Origin of the sequence: Pseudomonas sp. 10B238 (assembly GCF_000970615.1) — a bacterium.
In the GTDB taxonomy this organism is placed as follows: domain Bacteria; phylum Pseudomonadota; class Gammaproteobacteria; order Pseudomonadales; family Pseudomonadaceae; genus Stutzerimonas.
Map to the genome: position 1 here is coordinate 364,874 of NZ_KQ033929.1, position 17,035 is coordinate 381,908.

Annotated in this window: 19 protein-coding genes, 1 tRNA gene and 1 pseudogene; 11 read left to right on the forward strand and 10 right to left on the reverse strand. The window is 54.7% G+C overall.

Annotated elements, in window-relative coordinates:
• Nucleotides 1-92: 92 nt before the first annotated feature.
• Nucleotides 93-1,298, reverse strand: a complete 1,206-nt coding sequence (locus tag RT21_RS06460; protein ID WP_046162071.1) for an MFS transporter — start codon at nucleotides 1,296-1,298, stop codon at nucleotides 93-95.
• Between the two features lie 145 nt (nucleotides 1,299-1,443).
• On the opposite strand from RT21_RS06460, the gene RT21_RS06465 reads away from it, so the two are divergent.
• A complete protein-coding gene (locus tag RT21_RS06465) occupies nucleotides 1,444-2,346 on the forward strand; it encodes a LysR substrate-binding domain-containing protein (protein ID WP_045429099.1) in 903 nt (300 codons plus the stop codon).
• 264 nt (nucleotides 2,347-2,610) lie between these two features.
• On the opposite strand, the pseudogene RT21_RS24085 reads toward RT21_RS06465, so the two are convergent.
• From RT21_RS24085 to RT21_RS06480, 4 genes and pseudogenes are all read right to left on the reverse strand, one after another.
• Nucleotides 2,611-2,795: pseudogene (locus RT21_RS24085) on the reverse strand (IS3 family transposase); the annotation flags it as partial.
• Between the two features lie 391 nt (nucleotides 2,796-3,186).
• Nucleotides 3,187-3,762: an STM2766 family helicase-associated protein gene (locus RT21_RS23005; protein WP_052724727.1), complete on the reverse strand. Its 576-nt coding sequence runs from the start codon at nucleotides 3,760-3,762 to the stop codon at nucleotides 3,187-3,189.
• Between the two features lie 77 nt (nucleotides 3,763-3,839).
• Nucleotides 3,840-5,900: an STM2767 family DEAD/DEAH box helicase gene (locus RT21_RS06475; protein ID WP_052724728.1), complete on the reverse strand. Its 2,061-nt coding sequence runs from the start codon at nucleotides 5,898-5,900 to the stop codon at nucleotides 3,840-3,842.
• A 96-nt stretch (nucleotides 5,901-5,996) separates the two neighbouring features.
• The gene (locus tag RT21_RS06480; RefSeq protein WP_014851980.1) at nucleotides 5,997-6,272 is read right to left on the reverse strand and encodes a hypothetical protein; all 276 of its coding nucleotides are present in this window, start codon (nucleotides 6,270-6,272) and stop codon (nucleotides 5,997-5,999) included.
• Between the two features lie 146 nt (nucleotides 6,273-6,418).
• Between RT21_RS06480 and RT21_RS06485 the strand changes: the two genes are divergently transcribed.
• The 8 genes from RT21_RS06485 to RT21_RS06515 all read left to right on the forward strand — a co-directional run bounded on the left by RT21_RS06485 (nucleotide 6,419) and on the right by RT21_RS06515 (nucleotide 10,899).
• Nucleotides 6,419-6,700, forward strand: coding sequence for a MerR family transcriptional regulator (locus tag RT21_RS06485; RefSeq protein WP_008570047.1), 282 nt, complete (start codon nucleotides 6,419-6,421; stop codon nucleotides 6,698-6,700).
• Nucleotides 6,693-6,947, forward strand: a complete 255-nt coding sequence (locus RT21_RS06490) for a hypothetical protein (protein WP_008570048.1) — start codon at nucleotides 6,693-6,695, stop codon at nucleotides 6,945-6,947. Before RT21_RS06485 ends, RT21_RS06490 begins: the two co-directional genes overlap by 8 nt.
• The gene (locus tag RT21_RS06495; RefSeq protein ID WP_045158494.1) at nucleotides 6,940-7,329 is read left to right on the forward strand and encodes a hypothetical protein; all 390 of its coding nucleotides are present in this window, start codon (nucleotides 6,940-6,942) and stop codon (nucleotides 7,327-7,329) included. Before RT21_RS06490 ends, RT21_RS06495 begins: the two co-directional genes overlap by 8 nt.
• 87 nt (nucleotides 7,330-7,416) lie before the next feature.
• Nucleotides 7,417-7,746: a hypothetical protein gene (locus RT21_RS23555; protein WP_046162073.1), complete on the forward strand. Its 330-nt coding sequence runs from the start codon at nucleotides 7,417-7,419 to the stop codon at nucleotides 7,744-7,746.
• 67 nt (nucleotides 7,747-7,813) lie between these two features.
• Nucleotides 7,814-9,094 (forward strand): hypothetical protein, encoded by a 1,281-nt coding sequence (locus RT21_RS06505; RefSeq protein ID WP_046162074.1) that lies wholly within the window; start codon nucleotides 7,814-7,816, stop codon nucleotides 9,092-9,094.
• Nucleotides 9,091-10,089, forward strand: a complete 999-nt coding sequence (locus RT21_RS06510; RefSeq protein WP_046162075.1) for a phage integrase — start codon at nucleotides 9,091-9,093, stop codon at nucleotides 10,087-10,089. The genes RT21_RS06505 and RT21_RS06510 overlap by 4 nt, the downstream gene beginning before the upstream one ends.
• A 43-nt stretch (nucleotides 10,090-10,132) precedes the next feature.
• Nucleotides 10,133-10,303 carry a YhfG family protein gene (locus RT21_RS23190; protein WP_082082122.1) on the forward strand — a complete coding sequence of 57 codons (171 nt, stop codon included), beginning with the start codon at nucleotides 10,133-10,135 and terminating at the stop codon, nucleotides 10,301-10,303.
• Nucleotides 10,303-10,899 (forward strand): putative adenosine monophosphate-protein transferase Fic, encoded by a 597-nt coding sequence (locus RT21_RS06515; RefSeq protein WP_046162076.1) that lies wholly within the window; start codon nucleotides 10,303-10,305, stop codon nucleotides 10,897-10,899. Before RT21_RS23190 ends, RT21_RS06515 begins: the two co-directional genes overlap by 1 nt.
• Before the next feature lie 77 nt (nucleotides 10,900-10,976).
• Here RT21_RS06515 and RT21_RS06520 read toward each other — a convergent pair.
• The 5 genes from RT21_RS06520 to RT21_RS06540 all read right to left on the reverse strand — a co-directional run bounded on the left by RT21_RS06520 (nucleotide 10,977) and on the right by RT21_RS06540 (nucleotide 15,578).
• Nucleotides 10,977-11,052, reverse strand: a tRNA-Thr gene (locus RT21_RS06520).
• 101 nt (nucleotides 11,053-11,153) lie between these two features.
• Nucleotides 11,154-11,966: a DUF3618 domain-containing protein gene (locus RT21_RS06525; protein WP_045429101.1), complete on the reverse strand. Its 813-nt coding sequence runs from the start codon at nucleotides 11,964-11,966 to the stop codon at nucleotides 11,154-11,156.
• Nucleotides 11,963-12,415 carry a phage holin family protein gene (locus RT21_RS06530; protein ID WP_046162077.1) on the reverse strand — a complete coding sequence of 151 codons (453 nt, stop codon included), beginning with the start codon at nucleotides 12,413-12,415 and terminating at the stop codon, nucleotides 11,963-11,965. The genes RT21_RS06525 and RT21_RS06530 overlap by 4 nt, the downstream gene beginning before the upstream one ends.
• Nucleotides 12,412-13,320, reverse strand: a complete 909-nt coding sequence (locus RT21_RS06535; protein WP_046162078.1) for a hypothetical protein — start codon at nucleotides 13,318-13,320, stop codon at nucleotides 12,412-12,414. Before RT21_RS06535 ends, RT21_RS06530 begins: the two co-directional genes overlap by 4 nt.
• A 449-nt stretch (nucleotides 13,321-13,769) precedes the next feature.
• Nucleotides 13,770-15,578: a glycoside hydrolase family 5 protein gene (locus RT21_RS06540; protein ID WP_046162079.1), complete on the reverse strand. Its 1,809-nt coding sequence runs from the start codon at nucleotides 15,576-15,578 to the stop codon at nucleotides 13,770-13,772.
• Nucleotides 15,579-16,096: 518 nt separating this feature from the next.
• On the opposite strand from RT21_RS06540, the gene RT21_RS06545 reads away from it, so the two are divergent.
• Both RT21_RS06545 and RT21_RS06550 read left to right on the forward strand, forming a co-directional pair.
• On the forward strand, nucleotides 16,097-16,312 hold the full coding sequence (locus tag RT21_RS06545) for a hypervirulence associated TUDOR domain-containing protein (RefSeq protein ID WP_046162080.1): 216 nt from the start codon (nucleotides 16,097-16,099) through the stop codon (nucleotides 16,310-16,312).
• Entirely contained in the window at nucleotides 16,309-16,881 is a 573-nt protein-coding gene (locus RT21_RS06550) for a DUF488 domain-containing protein (RefSeq protein WP_045429110.1), read from the forward strand. The genes RT21_RS06545 and RT21_RS06550 overlap by 4 nt, the downstream gene beginning before the upstream one ends.
• Nucleotides 16,882-17,035 lie beyond the last annotated feature (154 nt).

The following is a 17,035-nucleotide window of genomic DNA, read 5'->3' on the forward strand; positions in this document are numbered from 1 at the left end:
AATCGCAGCAGGCCGAACTAAGTAATACTTTGAGGAGGCTCAGCAGTTCGCTTATAAGACCCTGAAAGCAACTTTGGCATCTCCATAGTTGATCAATGACCGACGACCAAGCTGTTGTTCCCACTTGTTTGTGTCAGCGGACTTTTGCGATCTAAATAACCGCTCCAGGTCGTCAGCGCGTAGGCCACCAGCACCACCAGCGCACCAATCCAGGCTGTGTGGATCAGCCCCAGGTTCTCCACGATCAGCCCTCCACCCCATGCACCACCTGCAATGCCGAGATTGAATGCGGCGATGTTCAGGCCCGACGCTACGTCGACGGCGTGGGGGGTGTGATGCTCTGCCTGGCGCACTATATACACCTGCAGCCCCGGGACATTACCGAAGGCCACCGCACCCCAGATCAGTACAGTAAGCAGTGCCAACCACGGATTATGGGCGGTGAAGGTGAGCATAAACAGCACGGCCGCGAGCAGCAAAAAGATGATTTTTAGTGCGCTGATAGGTCCGCGTTTATCCGCAAGCTTGCCGCCCCAAATATTGCCGAACGCCACGGACACGCCATATACCAGCAACACTAAACTGACGCTCGCAGCGCTGAAGCCGGCGATCTCTTGCAGGATCGGCGCTAGAAAAGTGAACGCGGTGAATGAGCCGCCGTAACCGATGGCCGTCATCGCATACACCAGCAGCAGGCGTGGTTGCTTGAGTACTTGCAGTTGCTGCAGTACGGAGGCTGGTTTGTTGTGCTGAATGTTCTTCGGTACATACAGCAGGCTGCCGATAAAGGCGATCACGCCCAGCGCGGATACCGCGAGGAATGTTTCGCGCCAGCCGAAGTGCTGGCCGATAAAGGTGCCGAGCGGCACACCGGTTACCAGCGCTACGGTCAGGCCGGTGAACATGATGGCAATCGCGCTGGCGGCTTTCTCCTTAGGAACCAGACTGGTGGCGATGGTCGAGCCGATGGAGAAGAACACACCATGGGCCAAACCAGTGATGACCCGCGCGATTATCAAAGATTCATAACTTGGTGCTTGCCAGGCCAGCAGATTTCCTGCGGTGAACAACACCATCAGGCCTAGCAGCAAGGCTTTACGCGGCACCTTGCCGGTCATTGCGGTAAGCAGTGGCGCGCCGATGGCTACGCCGAGGGCATACAGGCTGATCAACAGACCCGCAGAGGGCAAGCTGACACCGAGATCGGCGGCGATGGTAGGAAGCAGGCCAACGATAACAAACTCGGTGGTACCAATGGCAAAAGCGCTCAGGGTTAGCGCCAGTAGAGCGATGGGCATTGTATTACTCCGGTGAAGATTCTTTTTAAAGCTATGTAGTGAGGCTTTGAACAGAACCTGTTGACTGTGTGGCGTACAGTTTCACCGGATAATTCGTGCTATAAAATAGGGTTGTAAGCATAAGATATTTGACTGTAGTGCACGAATGAAGACGACACTCGATGAAATGCTGGCCTTCGTCAACGTGGTGGACAGCGGCTCTATCAGCGCTGCGGCCGAACAACTGACTCAGACGCCTTCCGGTGTCAGCCGGGCGCTCAGTCGTTTGGAAGAAAAGCTCGATGTCACCCTGTTACGCCGCACAACGCGCCGCCTAGAACTGACCGAGGAGGGTCAGGCCTTTCTCGTTCAGGCGCGCAGAATTGTCGATGCGGTGGAAGACGCCGAAGAGCAGATGAAAATTCGCCGACAGAAACCCGCAGGCCGTCTAAGGATCAACGCTGCCTCGCCGTTCATGCTGCATACGGTGGTGCCTCTGGTATCGGGCTTTCGTGCTCAATACCCGCAGATCCAGCTGGAATTACACAGTAGCGAGCAGATCATCGACCTGCTTGAGCAGCGTACCGATATCGCCATTCGCATCGGTACGCTGCGTGACTCAACCCTGCATGCGCGGCCATTGTGCACAAGTCGTCTTCGCATCCTCGCTAGCCCGACCTATCTCAGGGCCCAAGGTACGCCACAAAGCGTCGAGGAACTGAGCAGCCATAGTCTGCTCGGCTTTACTCAACCCGACAGCCTCAACCAATGGCCACTGCGCCACGCTCTTGGGGACTCGCTAAGCATCAGTCCGAGTGTCAGCGCTTCTAGTGGGGAGACCCTGCGTCAACTCTCCTTGGCCGGCGGGGGCATTGTCTGCCTCGCCGACTTCATGACTGATGCAGACAGAGCCCGTGGTGATTTGGTGCAATTACTACTGCGCGATACAGTCGAGGTGCGCCAACCGGTGCATGCAGTTTACTACCGCAACACCGCGCTGGCTTCACGCATCACCTGCTTTCTCGACTATCTGAGCAGGCACATAGCCGAGCAGGTACAACCTAGTTGACCAGTCTTCGGTAACAGCCAAGCGCAGAGAAAGGGTTCGATTTATCTTCAGCGGACTGAACTTTGTAACTCATTGAGCAGGCTCAACAGTTCGTTTGTAAGTCGCATCTAGAGGGGTGAAACCTTAAATAGCTCCATTCTCATAGCCTCTTCTGAGTGGCTGCTTTTGGCCGAGAGCAGCCCGTAACGACTGATAGCTTCGAGGCCCAAAGCAGCCGTGGGTGTGATGTGCTGCATGCCCTGCCCCCAGCTTTAGTACCGCTGCCTATTTAGTTGACCCTGGGGTTGATATCAATATTTCGTGTTGCGTTTGGTGCTGGCTCCCTCGCCAATGCGCAGCGAACTCGGCTGGGGTGTGATTACAGAAGCACCGTGCGGTCAGTGTTCGTTGTAGTCCCCTCGCCAGGCCACGCTGCGGAGTCTCGCCTCGGCAAGTGAGCAGAACCAGTGCGGACACTGCCAATGAGTGGAAACGTAACCCTGGCGTAACCCCGACCCATAAATGAAAAAGGCCCGCATCGCTGCGAGCCTTTGATTTCATTGGTGCCGGTGAGAGGAGTCGAACCCCCGACCTTCGCATTACGAAAGATCAGCACCTGTCATCATAAAGGCTGGAAGCCAGCAACTACGGAGGTTTTAGGGGTGCCGTTTCTTGGCTAGTACCCACTGCGCGGCAATTTCGCCACCTTTTGGGACACCTCTTAGGCAGGACGCTTTCGGTGCATTACGCAACCGGCGAGGTTATAGAGCGCGGCGATGCGGTGGACCATCGAGCATGGCAGGATGCCAGACACCTTCATCACTACGAGCCTCGCTTTAGATAGCACCAGCCGTGTATTTACTACACAACAATAGATCTGCACTTTGTTTGCGGATTTAATATATCCATCAAAGCCTCATTATCCACAGTTCTATCTAGGCCAATCTTAAAAGTACATTCTGGAGAGTAAAAAACGTCTAGATGGTTGAGTGGATGAAGCTCTGGGTCTGCGTTGGCGGGATCATTGTCATACCGCAAATAACCATCTTCCATCATCAGAAACGCCTTTAGAACCTTCCAAACTGCCTCTTGATATGTCTGTGCGCCTGCATTAGGAGCCACCGAATGCTCAGTTAGAACACTCTCCATGAGGCTATACACATCATTATCCATGTGCATAAAATTCTCATAAACTATAGCTGAAACACGCGAAAGAACATAATTATCTATCTCGATCCCGAGCATATAGAACTGATTTGGTAAATCCCTAGTCGCAGCCCTTTTAACCGTAAATGGAAATTGCACTGAAAATATCTTCCCAGTGCTCACTACAAACATTCGTTGTGTTTTACCAACGGCAATAACTAGATCAGGATCGCGATTAACCTCTGGAGTAAAACAAAGCTCCGCCATGATTTCCGCCAGCCTTACAACCATTTCGGCCTTTCCTCGGCACGGAGAAAACACGCGATCCTTTAAAAACCTAGACATTTTATACTTATAAAAATCCACCTTTACACCCTACCAACAAAAGGCAGATTAGTTGTTAAGAACGCAGTCAGGTCCTCTCGAAACTCCTCAATATCAGAAGATGCATATCTTTCTTCGTATTGTAAGCTAGTAGCTATGGACCATAGCTTTTGTCGTTGATGAGAATCTAGCACGCTAAGTCCGTCTAGAATCTCATTAAAAGTGTCCATATACGATAGTCTTCGTGCATTCCTCTGAATTCTAGTTCTAATACGCTCTTTTTCTTCCGCGCTCGGCTCAATAGTGACGATAACATCTCGCTCCCTGATATTATCGATGCCACGTTGAATTTGACGAAGCACCTCATGATTCCTAGCTTCATTAACTACAAAATAGCTTTTTAGGAATGAACGCGTGAGAACCATATAAAGCGAGTTACGAAGATTTAAACTAGTATTATTTATGTCAGCAACACAAATAACAAAAGGAAACTCCAAGCCCTTAACATGATTTTTGTTACTTATAAAAAGCGAGCCCTTTACCTTCTCCTTCGTCTCGTATGCTTTATTGAGAGACCAACCCCAAAGCTCATAAATTTCTCGCTGCAACATATCAGAGTAGGCCGCCACTGATTTATTATTTTTTAAAATAACAACACCAATATCGTCCGGCGTAACTGTCGGGTTCTCAGCATTTATTTCCCGCAGTGCGCTTATTATATTTTCAACGGGCCCAGTCTGATGCTCCGGCATTATTACCAAGCTTTCTTTATTATCTATATCCTCAAATCTTCGTAATGGCTTTCTGCTTAAAGTATACTCATGAACTCCATGCGCATTGATTGGACGCTTTGTGAATACATAGCCACAATCTTTCCACTCTTCATCTTCGAGCCATTGAAGCTTTGTATTTTCGAACAACCCCATACCAATACCATGTGCGGCCATTAGCGTTCTAGGGTCTGTCCTGTAGCACTTACTTAACAAATAGTCGGAACCGAATGTTTGGGCTCGCGCACTATCAAAAATACTTTGAAAAATATCCCCAGCAATATATAGATGCTTGGCTGTAGCAATTTCACATAACTTGAAAAAGTTTTCACCAAAATCCTGGCTTTCATCAATTAATATATAGTCAAAAAGCGCCGGTATTTTTTCCAGATCTGTATATTTCTTCTGTAGATGCGCCAAAGCCAGCTCTGCCGCACCGTCGATACTCGAGACTTGCTGGAAGTTATAGAATGGAATGCCATATGAAACGCATATGTATGCGTAAAGCCCAGTATTAGGCAGCCCAGACGATCCCCAGGCATGAGTACACCAAAGCCGTTTCTCCCATTGAATCTGTTCATCAACTTTCATAAAGTTAAAGAACTCGGGCACGCGATTCCTCAAGGTACTAGCAAGAATTTTACTGTGACAAGTAAAGTAAATTTTGCTTTTTGAATTTTTAACGTACAGCTCTTTTAGTTTATGTAAAAGCAGCTCAGTCTTACCTGTGCCGGAAAGACCTTGGATACGGATAACTTTCCTCTCAGGCTTGCTATAAATAAAGCGCGTTTGATCTCTATCAAAAAGCATAATTTTTTGCTTGACCTTGTCCAGGTTGCTCTCTGGAATGTCAGCCTTTACTTTTTCAATATCGTTAATACTACCGGTCAGCAAAGAAATAAGCAGATCACATTTTTTAATCTCCGCAGGATCATGTAAGGCAGCTTCTTCAATTACCTGCCGATAAAGACCCTCTTCGTCAAAATGACAATCCACATTCACCGTACTTATCAAGTCCGACCAAGATGAGCTTCTTCCAATGATTTTGTTGTACTTAAATCTTTTAGAATAAGCGATTAGGTCCTCTATGATCTCTGATCGGACATTCTCCGCAAGCTCTTCATCTTGGGAGTAATCAAAAATTAATATCTTCCGCTTTGAGGAAAGATAGATGAGGTAGTCGCTATGGGAGTATTCCTCACCTTCGTTAGATAGCGGCCTTTGAAGAATATAGGTTTGCCGCTCATGCTCGTCAGCAATGCGACAGAATATATTCAACGCAGATGAGAATTTTTCTGCATGCTCTACTTGGGAGAAAAAGTGGCTTGACTCCATTGCTATCATTCACCTTTTGATATTGATGTAGAGCTGCATCCCTGAAGGACTTGCTATCTAATTACTTGGCGAACCATCGCCGGGCCGCTTCCGCTGTTATTTGCTGCCCGCGTTTTGTTCTGCCAACTTTAGGTCCGCTTCGGCGTAGGCCGGGCTGATCTGGCCCGACTCAGGCGCGATCTTTCCGCTTACCAGCCAAAGGGCATATTCAGGCGTGATCGCCAAGATGCCCTCGATGTCATCCTCGTTGACCCGTCGCTTGCCTCCCCTCAAGGCATACCACTTCTCGCGATCGATCCCGGTCAGCTCCTCGAGCTTCTTGGCCGTCAACGCCTTGGCATCCCAGATGGCTATAAGCCTGTCTCTTATCATTCTTAATTCGTCTAATAAATTGGCAAATAGTGCTACTAACTATCTACCAGTGCCGATATATTCGCATCATGTGATTAGCAATAGATACTAATCACTAAACACCCATTAACCACAGTTTATGAGCATTTCAGAGGCAGGGATAGGCGATGAGTACACAGCATCTGGACCAACCACCTTTCGACGTGAGCTTCGATCTGGACGGCAGACGAGTGATCTACCTCGATTGCCGTAACGCGCTCACCTGCAGCAAGGAAACATACGCTGCCATGAACGGCGTTTCGGTAGACACCGTGATTGCCTGGATGCAGAGCGGAACCATTCCCAGCGTGAAGATGGGCCGCCCTCGCCTCGTCAACCTCGCCCAAATCCGCGCTGATCTGGCAAAGGGCAAAACCATCTTCGCCCAGGGGGACTACACCGATGAGTAAGCCGAACGCAGACCAAACCGGCAGCAATGTTGTGCCCCTGGGCGCGGCCATCAGCAACCTGTGCAGCATCGTTACCTTCGCCTCGGCCAGCGGCATTCCGGTTGAGGAAGTCACTGAGTGGGTAGAGAACGGCACGCTACCCAGCGTCACCTTCTCGGACTTCCGCATGGTGAACGTGGGCAAGCTGCGGGCGGACCTGCTGAGCGGCAAGGAGAGCTTCGCCGCGGGGGATTACAGCCATGACTAGCCAGCACGCCGTTGTGGATGCCTCCACTGCCCAGGACTATATCGGCCAGACCGTTCTGGTTGAGCTGCACTGGGATGATGAGCCGGAATCCTACTGGTACTGCCTGCATATCGTCGGTGTGGCGCTGCCGATGGAAGGCGTTCACGACCAAGCTTATTTCCTGACCTTCGATCTCAACGCGCAGGAGCGCCATCCCAACGAAGTGTTCTTCTCGGACATTCGCACGATCAGGGTGATGCGGCACCGCGACCGGCATGGTTCCGGCAACGTACTGGGCCGTATCGCCCTTCCTAACTCTGCAAGGTCAAGGGCCGCGCTCCCGGCTCGTCGGAACAGCTTCACCGTTCCGGCGAACGGAAGCACGGGCGCAGCGCACCCTTGACCCTGCACGACCATGAACAGCCTATCGCTGGGAGTGTGGGGTAGCTTTTTCACCCCACGCTCCCGAGCCCTCGGCGGCAAGAGCGGGATGACAAGGGCAGCGCCCTTGGTGTGCTTTGCTTTCGCCCGCCTCCCTCGCGCCTTCGCCGCGCTGCTGGCCGAGCGCCCCCGTCTGTTGTTTCTACTACTGATCGGCCTCATTCCCTGGAGCGCCTGGGTCGCCGCGTTGCCGCCCAACGGCCAACCCGCTCTGCTCGCCCCTCCCTATGAACGCGCCTGCCCTAGTGATCCGTTCGATTATTTCTCTGACCCAACCAACTGGATTGAGAAACCTTGGTGCGCGCTGGCCGAGCACTCTCACACGCGCGGAGGCACGAGGCGCGTGAGCGTGCGCAGCCAGCGCGCGCCGCCGCGCTGACGTCCCTGTAACACGTCAGATAACCAGTTGTGGGTTCAGTGGCAAAAGCTCAATAAAGGTAAAACCGATGCAAGTTAAAGATTTCATCCGCGTTGACCGAACCACCGGCGAGGAAAGCAGCACCGGCCGGCTGTTCTTGGACATTGGCTATACGGGCTTCAAGGACCTGTCAGGCGTTCGCCTGCTGCGCTGCGGCGTCGATACGGTTCGACAGCTGTACCGCGGGTTGATCCGACCGGAGATCATGGCGCTGTTCGAGAAGCCGGGCGCAATGGTCGAGTTTGCCGGGCAGATTTGGCATGCCGGGCGTGTGGGCCGGGACTCGGGCTATCAGTACAAGCTGCAGAACGCCGACCTGGGCTTCATCCTGCTCATCAAGAACTTCAACGCCAAGCTGGAGCAAATTGGCCCTCATCTGAAAATTGAGGTATCACCGCACGCCATCGACGCGCTGTCACCAGAACGTCTGCAAGAGCGGATGGACTACTACGCTGCCGCCGTGATGACTCATCGGGAACGCAATCAGTGTGCCGTCCACCTTGCCCTGGATCTGCAAGGCTGGACGCCTCCGGCAGATCTGGTCGCCCGCCTCCATTGCCGGGCCAGGACGCACCGCGATATCTCGGGCATCAACCAGATTGAGTGGGCCACCAAGTCGAGCGTCTACGGGCGGGGTGAAACCTCAATGTTCGGTTCTGCCGGTGGTGTGCAGCTCTGCATCTACAACAAGACCGAGCAGGCCCGCGCGACCGACAAGCTCGACTTCTGGGAAAGCGTCTGGCGGCGTCGGGATTCGTTCGATGCGGGCGACCCGGACAACTACGATCTATCCCAGGATGTGTGGCGGGTCGAGCTGCGTTATCACCATTCGGTCATCCAGCAGTTCGCCAGCGGCTCGATTGACGTGAAGACCGGCAAAGCCATCGAGACGGATTCCTTCGATACCTTCTCCGCTCACCTTGACGGTCTGTGGCGCTACGGTCTGCGCCAGTTCAAGTTGATTGCCCGCCCTGGTTACTACGAGCCGATCTGGACACTGATGCGCGATGACGTACGGGTTGATGTGGCGGTGGATTCGCTGATCGATGACACCGAATACAAACGCTACTACAAGACCTCTCGAGGCTTCTCGGGCAAGAACGTGGAGCTGTTCCTGGGAAACTTCGTAAGCCTGCTGGCAAGGGAGCGGGTGGGCGCTAAGAAGGCATTCGAGACCCTACAGCAATGGGATTGCTGGCCGGTCATCCGCGATCACTACGCCGCCAAGGAGATGAGCGAGCGGGATCTGTACAAGCATATCAGGGCATTGCTTGAGGAACGCCATGTTCGCTGGGGGCGTGCCGTTTGATCACCAAGGGACCGAACGGCTGGGACGTCGATTTCTGGCTGGATAGAACCGCTGGCATCCGCAAACGCAAACGCGCCTTTCGCACCCGAAGCGAAGCCGAACGTTGGGTAGCAGATCTGCGCCGAGACTATAGCCGTCGTGGCCGTGATCCAGGTGAGCGCTTAGCCGATCTGGTGCAAGTCTGGTACGAGCTGCACGGGATACAGCTCAAGGATCAGCGACGCTACGGTCGCACCCTGGCGATTGTCGAAGCCCTGGGTAACCCGATTGCCTCATCGCTGACCGCGCTGGAATTCAGCCGTTACCGGGCCGAACGGCTCAAAAGCTGTACCCCGGCAACCGTCAACCATGAACACCGCTACCTGAAAGCTGTGTTCAACGAGTTGATCCGCCTGGGCGTCTGGCACGAGGCCAACCCGCTCGCCAACCTGCGGCAACTGCGTATCGACGAAACCGAGCTGACCTTTCTCACCCTGGACGAATGCCGACTGGTGCTGAATGAATGCGCCCGCTCGACCAACAGCCATACCCTGCCCGTCGCGAAACTCTGCTTGGCTACCGGCGCCCGCTGGGACGAGGCTGAATCGATCACCCGCAATCAGCTCGCCAATGGACAGGTGCGATTCTCTCGGACGAAGAATGGTCGCGTCCGCTCGATCCCGGTGCCTGATGATTTGGTGAAGCTGATGCTGGAACGTGGCTACCCCGGATCGGGACGGCTATTCAGCTCCTGTCGATCGGCGTTCCGTAAAGCCTATGAACGCACCGGCCTGCACACCCCTGGCCAGCTTACTCACATCCTGCGGCACACCTTCGCCAGCCACTACATGATGCAGGGCGGCAACATCCTCACGCTGCAACGAATCCTGGGCCATGGGGATATCAAGATGACGATGCGCTACTCGCACTTAGCGCCCGATCACTTCGCAACCGCCCTCACTCATTCGCCGCTGGCGTTGCTTAGCCAGGAAGAGCCACAAGACGCTGCGAATTAGCATCCGCTATAATGAACGGCACACCGCGAACGAGGTTTGAGCTATGTCCGATCTGACATTGGAAGACAAGAAGGCTTACTACGCCAAGGTCCGCCAATCGAACTATGCAGCCAGCCTGCGCCTGGAAGGCTTCGATACCACGCCAGCTGACGCTAAACGGAAACTCCCAACTCGCGAAGCCGCCCTGAGAGCCTTGCGCGCTCGGCAGGCCTGATGCTCGATAAGTACGGTGTTGGTCAGGATCCTCTCTGCTATGCAGGCACCACGGTTCTACGCAACCGCCTGGACCTGACCGATGACCAGGCGCTTCACGATGCCGAGCGCACCCTCTCCGAAATCGCCGCAACGTCGATTGATTTTGATCTACCGCCCTACGATCTTCCCTATCTACAGCGTATACATCGCACCCTATTCGTCGATGTCTACGAATGGGCTGGAGAGCTTCGCACCGTCGATATATCCAAAGGCGGTACTCACTTCTGCAACGTAACTCGAATCGAGGCTGAGTCTGCGAAGCTTTTCAGGCGATTGGCTGCAGCTAACTGGTACGAGGGAATGACACGGCAGCAGCTTGTTTGTGCCGTCGCCGAACTCTATGGCGATCTGAACATGATCCATCCGTTCCGTGAGGGAAACGGCCGGGCGCAGCGGATCCTGTTCGACCACATCATCATCAATGCCGGCTACGAAATAAGCTGGTGGGAAGTCGAAGAGCACGAGTGGATCCAGGCCAACATTGATGCGGTGGTCTGCGACTATCAGCTCATGACCAGGATCTTTCATCGCTGTATCGGCCAGGCCATCGGCTAGCGAGACAAGAACGGGACACTTGTGAGACACCAGCCCAAACGAAAAAGGGCTAGCCGAAGCTAACCCTTTGATTTCATTGGTGCCGGTGAGAGGAGTCGAACCCCCGACCTTCGCATTACGAATGCGCTGCTCTACCTACTGAGCTACACCGGCGCCGAGCGGCGCATTATCGAATTTCGCCGGTGCGGACTCAAGCCCGCACCGGCGAAACAGACGCTGTCACCGAACTCAGTCGACTCAGCGTTTGCGCTGCGTTAGATACCGGCTGACGTCGTACCGGTAGTACCGGTCGAGCCGGAGTTCGAGCGATTGCTATCGCTGCTGTTGCTGACATCCTGCTTGACGCGATTCGCCACTTCTTCACCTTTGGCGGAAGCTTTTTGATAGCCCTCTTCCGCTTTGTGGCGAAGCTGATCGGTCATGCGATCGCTGGCCTCACCGAGCATTTCGTCTTCACGACGGGATGGTGGGACCGACGCAGCAATCAAAGCGCCCAATGCGATACCGATCGCACCAAGAGCCAAGGGCTGTTCCTGCAACAGCTGGTTGAATCCGCCACGTGCCCGGTCTGCACCACCGCGAAGCCGCGCAGATGCCTGACGACTGGAGTCGCTTGCTCGAGTGCGCGCACTGCCCAACGACTCGGAAACGCTCTGACCCATATGGCTGGCCTTTTCTTTCATGCTGGCACCTTGCTGCTTGATGCCAGCGGTTTTGGCGGACAGCTTGTCACCCATCGACGGGCCATTCGAACCAGTGTTGTAACCCGCTGTGGTGACGTTGGAATGAGGCTGGCGATTCTGCCCAGCCATCATCCAGATCAGGCCGATCGAGGTGAGCACGGTCGGCACCGGATTGGCCTTTACCGTATTGCTCAGGTTACTGAAGAACTCGCCACCGCCGCCTTTGACGTAGCCCAGCGCGGTATCAATCAACTCACCGGGAGACAGCTTGTTCTCAAGTGCATGAACAATGTTGCCGATCTCGGTACGGGTCTGATCGATCTCTCGCTCTAGCTCGTCCGGATCCTTTTGCGCTTCGGCATCAATCTGATTACGTGTGCTCATGATGTGTGCCCCTTCACAGCTTCTTTATCCTTGTTGACCGAATGAATGGTGCGCTCCGGCTTGAACGAAGAAGCCTGAAACTTCTTCTTGCCGGACGACACCATGATCAACCCGATAACCACTACGACAGCGCCAACGATCAGCGCGGCGAGCCAAGGCTCGACCACGTTGCTCAGCCCGTATACGGCCGACATCAACAGAACGATGAAACCGCCGAGAAGCACTGCACCGCCGGTAGCGACGCTGCCGGCACCCGCTTTGGTCGCGCGGATCGACTCGGTCATTTCAGCCTTCGCCAGCGCCAGCTCCTTGGTGATCAAGGACGGCACTTCGTGCGTTAGCTGACGAAGCAGGCCACCTACAGAGGTGTCGCTTTCGGCGCGGTGGCCAGGCTCCACAGTCGTATTGGCTGTGGAGGTCGTGGTCGTTGTCTTACGTGCTTCGCTCATGGGAAAAGTCCTCCGTCGGTACCCTTGCCGTCGCGGCTGGTAGTGGAACCAGTGCTGCTGGAGCCAGCGTTTGAACCAACACCCAAGCCATTGCTGGTATTGGCGCCAGTGCGGGTGCCCGTCCCAGTGGAGCCTGTGTCAAGGCCTGTTCCGACGCCGGTAGCTGAGCCGGTTCCTACAGAGGTTCCGGTGGTCGGTCTGGAAGTGCTGGTTGCAGACGAAACGCCTGCATTGCTGACACTACCGATAGAGCCCGGCTCGCCTGTGCTGAGACGATCGTTTAGCTCATCCTGATCGGAGCTGTGATGGCTGCTGGAGCCACTGGCTGCATGGCTGCTCTGATGGCCATAATCTTCTTGCGAAGCGCGCTTGCTCGAAGCACGGGCAAAACGGGTGAGGCCGAAGCCCAAAGCCACACTCCCGGTGAGGAACAGAGCGGGGTTGTTTCGGGCAAGACGATTCACGTCTTGGAACAGCTCGTCCACGCTCTTGCCACGCAGGCTGTCGGAGAACTGCACCATGCTCTGCGCCATATCGGAGACGTAGTTGGACAGCCCGAGGCGGTCTTGCCCTTCTAGCTCTTGAGCAGCAGCTTTAGCACTTTGGGCGACTTTCTCAATTTCATCAGCTGCGGTTTCCCGATAGCCTTCCAATTGAGATTTGCCCTGGGTTTTCACCTGATCGGCCGCTTGACGAGCTTTCGCCTTCGCATCTTCAGCGGCATGTCCGGCAGTGCTGGAGCCAGTAGTGGAGCTTTGGCTTGTATCAGAGGTATGGCTTCCACTCGACCCCATGTTCGAGCTCGTCGAACTGGTGGCGTTAGAGCCAGTGGAGCTGGTTGTGGAATTGGGGCCGGTCTTAGGTTGGCCACCGTAACCAGTAATTTCTTCGTCGGGTGTAGTCATTTGATTCACCTTTTATATGGCTTGGCCGGAAGACCACGGTCCGTAGGGACACAGCAGGAGCGGTGAGCCGCGAACTGTGTATTTTCGGTGCGCACATATATGGTGACCGGGGGTAGATTTTTGAGTTCCATTCTTTTGGGACCATGAGAAGTGCCCTTCGCAAGCTTATGAAAACTAAACACGAAATTAACTTCGGGTACTTCACCAAGTGGCACTTCGCCAACCATTTCGCTCTATCCCGCATGGATACTGTGTTAAAGCGAAGCGGCGACTAACAAGCGAAACGACAACATATGCAATCCTTGTATGTATCGCTGATTGCCAAACTCATCTCGCGAGAGTTTGAGAGCGGAACCGCAGCCGACGAACTGCACCGTTATTCGCCCGAGAAGAATTACCCAGACAATAAAAAACGGGCCCGAAGGCCCGTTCTTTAATATCAGTCGCTGTTACAGCGGACCGATGGTGGAGCATGTCTTCTTGGCAGCGGCATGCTTTTGCAGCGGAGCCAGCTGAGGACGATGCTTACCGCTCGACACGTCCAGCGCCATGATGTTCTCACCCCAGCGAGGACCGGCAGCCCAGTAGGTGCTCGGGATGCAGTTCGCGTTCAGGTAAGCCAGCAGGTTGTCAGTCGCGACCACAGCAGATGGAGAGAAGTCCGGAATGCCGTGCTCACCAAGGAACCCGCGCAGCTTGTTCGCCTTCAGCCACTCGACCCAAGGCTTCACCCGCTCGACACCCAGCATCGGTGCGAAGGTTTCAGCGCGCTTGGTGTAGGTACCCGAGTAATCGAAGTCCAGGTACTGATGCGCTTCGTACACCAAGTTGTTCTTCGGATCACGCATCCACGGATCGTTGATCAGCGAGGTGTTGTACTTCTGCCAGTGGAAAGCGCTGGAGTAACGGTCACCGGCGATCATGATCCACTTGGACGGATCGATCTTGCGGATCGCCTGCCCAGCAGCCTGAGCCGTCTGCGGCCAAAGGTTGTTACCAGTGTTGTAAGGCTCGTTCATCAGACCGTAGCCATACAGCGCAGGATGCTTGGACACCGCTACCGCAATCTTGCGCCAGGTCTCGGCGAACTGGGCACGCGGCACTTCCGGCGAGTTAATGACCTTGCCGTAGTAGCGATAGTAGTTGTGCATATCAAGGACGACCTTGATGCCGTACTTCTGTGCGTAATCCAAGGACTGCTTGATGCGGCCCAGTTCAGCTGCGTCCAGTTCGGTACCCAGCTTGGGCTGGATACGCTCCCAAAGGAAGCCCAGGCGAATCAGCTTGAAGCCGAGCCCGGCGTGACGCTTGTAGTAGGACTCGTCCGCGTAGGTATAGCCCTTATTGTAGATACCCGGAACAGTGCCCGGATCGAACACACCCGAACCGAAGTTGACACCCACAAGATTAATACCACTGCCATCACTGACTACCGGAGCCGGAGCAGGTGCTGGTGTCGGGGCTGGTGCTGGTGCTGGGGTCGGCGCCGGAGCAGGCGCAACGGCCGCTGGCGGCGTAGCGGTGCCGGTGCTGCCGGATACAACGCTGATGGTCTTGGGATAGCCGACAGCGCTGGCGGACAGGGCGGTCCCTTTGAGCATGACAGAGAGATGCGCGCCTACGTCATAGACCGCAGCGACCGTACGAACCTGGCCATCGGCCAACTTGACCGATGAACCGACCACGAACGCGGCCTTGTTTGCACCGGTGTCAGGGATCGAGAAGCCGGCAGACTTGCGATAGATGCCATTCTGCCAATCGGTATTGGTGAAGCTGTTCATCGAAGCGGTGTAGGTGCTGCTAGGTGCGCTGGGAGCGGTTACAACCGGAGCCGGGGCAGCTGGCGCGCTAGGGGCTGCAGTCGCAACCACTGTGCTGACGGTGCGCGGGGCGCCGACTTTACCGCCATCCAACAGACCACCATGTACATAGATGCTTAGATTGCTTCCAACCTTGAAGACCTTAGAGATCTTGCGCACCTGGCCGTCAGCGAACTTGATCTGAACGCCCGGCTTGAATGCCGCAATGGAAGCCGAAGTGGCCGGTACGGACAACGCGGCGGTGCGGCGCCAAACGCCGTTAAGGAAATCGTTACTGGTGAACTTGTTGATCGAAGACGTGAAAGCGGTCGAGGAAGACGTACTTGCTGTGACGGCAGCAGCCACTTCGCCTGTAAAGGTAACAGCACTGAATACTGCAGCGAGCGCGATAGAACGAACGAGTGCCTTAGGGGCGCCCATAAATACATTGGTAGACATCTAGTCTCTCCGAAACTTAATACTTCTAAAGGCCGGAGCCTTTAAAAAAGTGGCGGGAGTTGTAATTAAGTCGTACAGGCGCTTGGGGCAGATGCATCACTTGCGCAACCGGACGAACCGCGTTGCAACGACACCGGATCACCAGTAGTGGAACCCGGCAATCCGTTGCGTGGCGTCTTTATAATAGGTTTCCAAAACTATTCAAAATCTATTTGACGGGTTTTGATCGCCAATCCTACGTCACAATTTTGACCGGCCATTAATCCGCTATTAGTTCGTGGCTTAGTGCCACTACTGTAAATAGGGTTTAATCCGCTTTAGCCCGTTGCGCTTTCACCTACTACAGCGTCATTTTTTTGAATTTGCAGGCCGATCGCTAAGTAAAGGCCTATTAATTTACCCGACAAACGGTAGGCGTAAGGAAGCCTGATTTCCGGTCGCTGATAGAAGAGGAAGCAGCGCTTCCCTTCCTGAAAGAAGGCGTGGCTATGGCGAAATCGACGATGGAGAAACGATCTATGGCGCAAGAACGATTCGAAAAGGGTGACCACGTACGCTGGAACTCTGAAGCCGGGCATGTGACGGGGCGCATCGTCAAAGTGCATACCCGAGATACCGACTATAAAGGGCACAAGCGACACGCCAGCCCCGAAGACCCTCAATACGAGATCGAAAGCGACAAGACCGATCACGTCGCAATGCACAAGGGCGGCGCGCTGAGCCGGATTAAATGAGCCCGGTTCAGCCCCAGCAGATCTGGACCGTCGGCCATTCCACCCGAACAACCGAGACCTTCATCGCCTTGCTGGAGCACTACGGCATCCGGGCCATCGCCGATGTGCGGCGTTTTCCGGGTTCAAGGCGGTTACCGCAGTTCATGTCGGCAAACCTCGAAGCCTCACTCGCCGAGCATGGGATCGCCTATGAGTGGATCGAAGCGCTGGGGGGCCGGCGGCGGGCCACGCCGGGGCCGAGCGCGAGTGCATGGCGCAATAGCTCTTTTCGTGGCTACGCCGAACACCTGCACACCGACGAGTTCGCCTGCGGGATACAACAGCTGTTGCGCTTGGCAGCCGAGAAACCCACCGCGATCATGTGTGCCGAAGTGCTCTGGTGGCGATGCCACCGCTCCATGGTGTCGGATGTTCTGAAGTTGCGCGGGGTCGAAGTGCTGCATATCCAGGACGAACAACGTCTGACACTGCACCCCTATACCTCGCCAGCAAGACTCAACCACGGTGAGTTGGTTTATGACGTGGGCATAGGGCAGCCGCTTAAGACATCCGGGCCAGGCATTAGCTAGCGCCTATGCCATTGCAAGAGCAAGCAGGACGTGGCGTGGCTACAGATGCTCCGACCGTATCTATCAGCTCCCCATGCGAAAAGACCTTCGGCGCTGATCAGAAGGCGTCGATACCGTCGGTGCGACAAAACTGCCTACCCGCCGCAGAAACTTT

What these genes read in the sequence shown, in the direction of transcription:
- RT21_RS06460 (WP_046162071.1), bottom strand. Translation starts at nt 1,298, where the DNA reads ATGCCCATCGCTCTACTGGCGCTAACCCTGAGCGCTTTTGCCATTGGT.
- RT21_RS06465 (WP_045429099.1), top strand. Translation starts at nt 1,444, where the DNA reads ATGAAGACGACACTCGATGAAATGCTGGCCTTCGTCAACGTGGTGGAC.
- RT21_RS23005 (WP_052724727.1), bottom strand. Translation starts at nt 3,762, where the DNA reads ATGGTTGTAAGGCTGGCGGAAATCATGGCGGAGCTTTGTTTTACTCCA.
- RT21_RS06475 (WP_052724728.1), bottom strand. Translation starts at nt 5,900, where the DNA reads ATGGAGTCAAGCCACTTTTTCTCCCAAGTAGAGCATGCAGAAAAATTC.
- RT21_RS06480 (WP_014851980.1), bottom strand. Translation starts at nt 6,272, where the DNA reads ATGATAAGAGACAGGCTTATAGCCATCTGGGATGCCAAGGCGTTGACG.
- RT21_RS06485 (WP_008570047.1), top strand. Translation starts at nt 6,419, where the DNA reads ATGAGTACACAGCATCTGGACCAACCACCTTTCGACGTGAGCTTCGAT.
- RT21_RS06490 (WP_008570048.1), top strand. Translation starts at nt 6,693, where the DNA reads ATGAGTAAGCCGAACGCAGACCAAACCGGCAGCAATGTTGTGCCCCTG.
- RT21_RS06495 (WP_045158494.1), top strand. Translation starts at nt 6,940, where the DNA reads ATGACTAGCCAGCACGCCGTTGTGGATGCCTCCACTGCCCAGGACTAT.
- RT21_RS23555 (WP_046162073.1), top strand. Translation starts at nt 7,417, where the DNA reads ATGACAAGGGCAGCGCCCTTGGTGTGCTTTGCTTTCGCCCGCCTCCCT.
- RT21_RS06505 (WP_046162074.1), top strand. Translation starts at nt 7,814, where the DNA reads ATGCAAGTTAAAGATTTCATCCGCGTTGACCGAACCACCGGCGAGGAA.
- RT21_RS23190 (WP_082082122.1), top strand. Translation starts at nt 10,133, where the DNA reads ATGTCCGATCTGACATTGGAAGACAAGAAGGCTTACTACGCCAAGGTC.
- RT21_RS06515 (WP_046162076.1), top strand. Translation starts at nt 10,303, where the DNA reads ATGCTCGATAAGTACGGTGTTGGTCAGGATCCTCTCTGCTATGCAGGC.
- RT21_RS06525 (WP_045429101.1), bottom strand. Translation starts at nt 11,966, where the DNA reads ATGAGCACACGTAATCAGATTGATGCCGAAGCGCAAAAGGATCCGGAC.
- RT21_RS06530 (WP_046162077.1), bottom strand. Translation starts at nt 12,415, where the DNA reads ATGAGCGAAGCACGTAAGACAACGACCACGACCTCCACAGCCAATACG.
- RT21_RS06535 (WP_046162078.1), bottom strand. Translation starts at nt 13,320, where the DNA reads ATGACTACACCCGACGAAGAAATTACTGGTTACGGTGGCCAACCTAAG.
- RT21_RS06540 (WP_046162079.1), bottom strand. Translation starts at nt 15,578, where the DNA reads ATGTCTACCAATGTATTTATGGGCGCCCCTAAGGCACTCGTTCGTTCT.
- RT21_RS06545 (WP_046162080.1), top strand. Translation starts at nt 16,097, where the DNA reads ATGGCGCAAGAACGATTCGAAAAGGGTGACCACGTACGCTGGAACTCT.
- RT21_RS06550 (WP_045429110.1), top strand. Translation starts at nt 16,309, where the DNA reads ATGAGCCCGGTTCAGCCCCAGCAGATCTGGACCGTCGGCCATTCCACC.